Source organism: Psychromonas sp. (assembly GCF_983033635.1).
Window position 1 is genome coordinate 1 of sequence record NZ_CEZLMY010000100.1, and the last position, 4707, is coordinate 4707.

The 4707-nt window shown below is 41.2% G+C and carries 4 protein-coding genes; all 4 read left to right on the plus strand.

The window, feature by feature from the left end:
* On the plus strand, nucleotides 1-450 hold a 450-nt coding region (locus AC4GME_RS12600; RefSeq protein WP_490379494.1), incomplete at its 5' end, for a hypothetical protein.
* Between the two features lie 67 nt (nucleotides 451-517).
* Nucleotides 518-1051: a metal-dependent hydrolase gene (locus AC4GME_RS12605; RefSeq protein WP_490379495.1), complete on the plus strand. Its 534-nt coding sequence runs from the start codon at nucleotides 518-520 to the stop codon at nucleotides 1049-1051.
* A gap of 601 nt (nucleotides 1052-1652) precedes the next feature.
* Nucleotides 1653-3026 carry a response regulator gene (locus AC4GME_RS12610; RefSeq protein ID WP_490375857.1) on the plus strand — a complete coding sequence of 458 codons (1374 nt, stop codon included), beginning with the start codon at nucleotides 1653-1655 and terminating at the stop codon, nucleotides 3024-3026.
* Nucleotides 3027-3293: 267 nt separating this feature from the next.
* Nucleotides 3294-4707, plus strand: a 1414-nt coding sequence (locus AC4GME_RS12615) for a Clp protease N-terminal domain-containing protein (protein ID WP_490379496.1), incomplete at its 3' end; no start/stop codon positions are given.

Below are 4707 nucleotides of genomic sequence, written 5' to 3' on the forward strand. Positions count from 1 at the left end.
AATGACACGAGTATTACTGCAAGGGCTATAGCAAGAAAGCGTAATACATTTGGCCAGGCTTTAGGCGATATCTTGTTGCCCGAGGGAAAAACTGTCATGAACGTAGTAGAAAATAGACTATCAAAAGGTTTTAGGGAAAATGGTTATCGCGTTTTATCTGACAAAGATACGGGCTATGATAAGGCGATTCCCGTAGAGGTAGATATTAAAAAGTTTTGGGGGTGGTTTAGCCCCGGCTTTTGGTCTTTAGGAATAAACTTTCAAACCTCTATTGTTGTAACTTCGCCTGTCCAAGGGTTCGACAAAGGAATTGAATTTGATAGTGAAGTTCAAGAAAGATTTCAAACAGCTAGCGGTAGTAACTGGAAAACAGTTATTAATCTATCCTTAGATGAGCTTAATAAAGATATTCAAAAAGAAATTCAAAGCATTCAAGCATCTAGCAAGTAAAAGCAATTGGACGAGCAATAATGCGCAGCATTATTTGAGGCGTTAAATTTCATCATATGGAGAGCATATGCCATTTACACCATTTCACATGGGCCCAGGAATAGTAGTCAAAGCTCTTCTTCAGGGGAGTTTCAGTTTAATGGTGTTCGGCTGGGCTCAAATCGTTATGGATATCCAGCCATTAATTGTAATGATCTCTGGCGAAGGGCGTCTACATGGTTTTTCACACTCATTGGTAGGTGCCACGTTACTAGCCGTATTTTCAGCATTATCTGGCAAGTATCTATCAGAAATTGGCCTATTTATTATTGGTTTTAATAAGCAATGGCAGTTGAATATTTCATGGTGGGTATCGTTTTTATCAGCATTGATCGGTACATACAGTCACGTACTGCTTGATAGTATTATGCATTCTGATATCGAGCCGTTTTTTCCAGTCACAACTAGCAATGTATTTCTCGGCATTATTTCACTTCAGACTTTACACAAAGTCTGTTTGTATAGTGCCCTAGTAGGTTGCATTCTATATTGCGCCATTAACTGGGTACAAAAATTTAACAAATCAAGCAAGAAGGACGTATTAAATCGTACCTCTTCTTGAGGCGTTAATACAAGAATCATTAACTTATACTGACAACTGGTTTTTACACAGCCTGTGGCATAGAGTGCTAAAAATAGCTTTTCTGAACTGGATTAGAAAAGTTGACAGTGCCATAGCTATTTTGATCTATATCAACTGTTTTTTTGATTTTTCTGAAAGATTAAAAACCGAACATATACTTACTGCAAGTATATGTTTGTTGATTTTTATAAAACGTTACTTTTGTTGCTTTATTATATTGCATAGATGGATGTTGAATAATGCCAACTAAAGAAAAAAATAATACAGATTTTTCAAATTCAATTTTCATCAAATGCTTAATTACCACTTTGTGTTGTGCTGTGTTTATTCAGGCCTGCCAGGCTGGTGAAAGGCAATCTCTATCAATTAATACGATTTACCTGCTTTCTTTGGCTTTGTTATTTTTTTTCATTTCATTTAATGGTTGGCTAAGCCGGTGAAGACTATGCTTGATTCTTCTCATCTCAAGCATAAAAATCTTACGCTAGACAAGCAGCCAGTTGGTATCAATAAGTTTACCTTTATATTGCAGGCATTGATAACGTCACTGGCCGAAAATATGCGAACTAGGGAGTAAATAGTGATTTCTGAGACGCACCCAAAAGAGCATAAACTGCAAAGCGCTTCAGTGGTATCTGAGTTAGGACTGACTCCACATATACTGGTTGTGGATGATGATTCGGCGACTTTAGAAGTTATCAGTCAGTATCTGATATCCGAAGGACTGAGAGTGACCACGTTTTGTAACGGTGAGCTGCTATTGCAGCAGTTGGAAACAGAGCAACAAGCTGATCTTGTTTTGCTGGATATAACTTTGCCAGATTCGGATGGCTATGTGGTTTGTGAACGGCTGCGTGAAAGTTTTAATGCGGCTGAGCTGCCAGTCATTATGCTAACCTCTATAGCTTGGCGGAAAGATTGGATTAACTGCATTAATTGTGGCGCGAATGATTACTTGCAAAAACCTGTTGCCGGGGAAGAATTACTCGCACGGGTGGTTACTCAATTGAGGGTGCGTGGAGCCCATCAAGCGGCACTCGAAAACCAGCAGCTTAAGATGGAAATTGTTCGGCGCAGGCAAACAGAATGGGATCTGCAATTAATACGTCGCCGCCTGGGGGCGATGTTGGATTCCGTTCCCGAGTCGGTACTTGCCATTAGTGAAGGCGGCGAGCTTTGCTTTTGTAATCAAGCCTTTGAGCAGCTTACAGGCTTCACCGTTGAGCAGATACAGGGGAGGGCAATGGAGATCTTGTTTCCTGCCGAGAGTCAAGGGCGGCTCCATAACTGGTTAGAAGGCTTGAGTAACAGTGGCGAGCTTGAGCCTTGTTCAATGGAGCTGATATATGCCAACCATTCGCAACATTATAATGATATACAAGCTTACCAATTAGAGCTCGAAGATGAGCTGCTGCTGATGTTAGTAGTGCGAGCTATAGGTGCGACTGCAGATCAGGTACCAGCTTTTATAGTTGAATTAGTAAATCGTAATCGCAATCGTCTGCGTGCTGTTGAGGAGTCTTTGTGTTTTTTCACGCCAGAGCTTATGGCAGAGCACCCCGAACTCATCGACGATCTGCATGCTATTGATACAGCACTTAAGCAGTTAACCAGATGGCTGGATGCGGATCAAGATCATGATGATATACGCTCATTACTGGTTAATGTAATGAATCTGGTAGTCGACTACTGGCTAGATTGTGCTCTTGGTAGCAAAGGCGATTTAGCACGGCAGTCTGGCTTGTGGAAGGTTTATACCAACGAAAATGGTTGGGATCGCACTCAGACACTTGATCGCTACTTATGCTTGGAAACATTACCAAAATATCCTCGTCGAAAACAAGTTATAAGGACTGCCGAATTTGTACTGACCTGCGGTCGACAAGATTCTGCTAAGCGTCAACATTTAGAGCGTGCTCTTATGCACCTGTATGCGGGAGCCCGTAAACCTTAGTTTTTAGCCTTTCTTCTGCAAAATCTATGCTTGCATTCGTGACGTTTTGCTAAGCGAATAGTTTTTTGTTTCTTTTTTTTTGATGATATTTTTTATGTAATTCAGCTGCTTATCGTTTTTTTTAACGATATTAACACTGGCTATTATCTGTAGTGTTTACTATATAAATTAGAGCAATAAATATTACTTGAATTATCGGTAAGTGATGTTCGTATTGGAAGTATATCTCCAGCTCCGCAAAACTCGGTAAGTAGTGGGAAAAGCTTTATGCTAATCGAAAAATTTTCAGTTAAAGCTCAGGAAGTTATTGAAAGTGCCTGCCGTTTGGCTGTTAAAAACGACCATGAATACGTGACGCCGTGGCATGTGCTCGCGGTGATGCTGGATGCAACTAATGACCTGCAACCAGAATATTTGAAGCCAGCCAATATTGATATTGACACACTTGCAGTCCAGGTAGAAAGCCGGCTATTAACTCAACCGAAGGCTCGTTCGGACAGCCAGCAGACACCTATTAATCGCGATCTGGAAAGGATATTGATTAGCGCGCAAGACGCCTCTTTCGGTAAAGGTGAGAAGTACATAAGCATTAATCAAATCCTGTTGGGTATGTTGGTGCTTGAAGATATTGAACGGGCATTTTCGGATGCGGGAGGAAACAAGCGACAATTGGAAGATATTGTTAAAAAAATATCGTCAGAAAAGTCCATTTCAGATGAAGAAGAGAGCACTACTGGTAAATACCTTTCAAAATATACTTACGATCTTACTGTGCGAGCCAGCGAGGGAGCACTGGAACCTGTAATTGGTCGAGAGCAGGAAGTGCGGCTGGCTATACAAGTATTAAGTCGCCGAATAAAAAACAACCCAATAATTATTGGAGAGCCCGGAGTAGGTAAAACGGCCATCGTCGAGGGGCTTGCACAGCGTATGGATAAAGGTGAAGTTCCTGATGATCTGAAATTAACCCGCATTCTCTCTCTCGACTTGGGTCTGTTGATTGCCGGAGCTAAATATCGGGGAGAATTCGAGGAACGCTTTAAACGTCTTCTGCAGGAGGTTGCAGATGCAGGAAATATCATTCTGTTTATTGATGAAATACATATGCTGGTGGGAGCTGGAGCTTCAGAGGGGGCAATGGATGCTGCAAATCTGCTCAAGCCTGTACTGTCACGAGGTGAAATCCGTTGTATTGGTGCGACGAGTACTGAAGAGTACCGAAAGCATATAGAAAAAGATGCTGCTTTGATGCGTCGTTTTCAGGTTGTCATGGTTGATGAGCCCAGCGTAGATGAAAGCATTTCAATTGTAAGAGGGGTAAAGGAAAAATATGAAGTTCATCATGGCGTTCAGCTATTAGATGAGTCACTTGTGGCATCGGTAAAATTAGCAAAGCGTTACATTACAGATAGATACCTACCCGACAAAGCACTCGATCTGATTGATCAGGCCTGTGCTTCTGTACGAATCGGATTTTCAGCTAAACCAGAGCAGATCGATACAATTGATCAAAGGATTATTGAGTTGGAAATCGAAATCTCTGCTATCAAAAATGAGACAGGAAGTGTCGCAGTTAACCGATTAGAATTACTTCAAAATGAACTGACTCAACTAAAAGAAAAAGGAGACTGGCTAACGGAAAAATGGCAGAAAGAAAAAAACGCGCTAGCTGTAGTCCAAA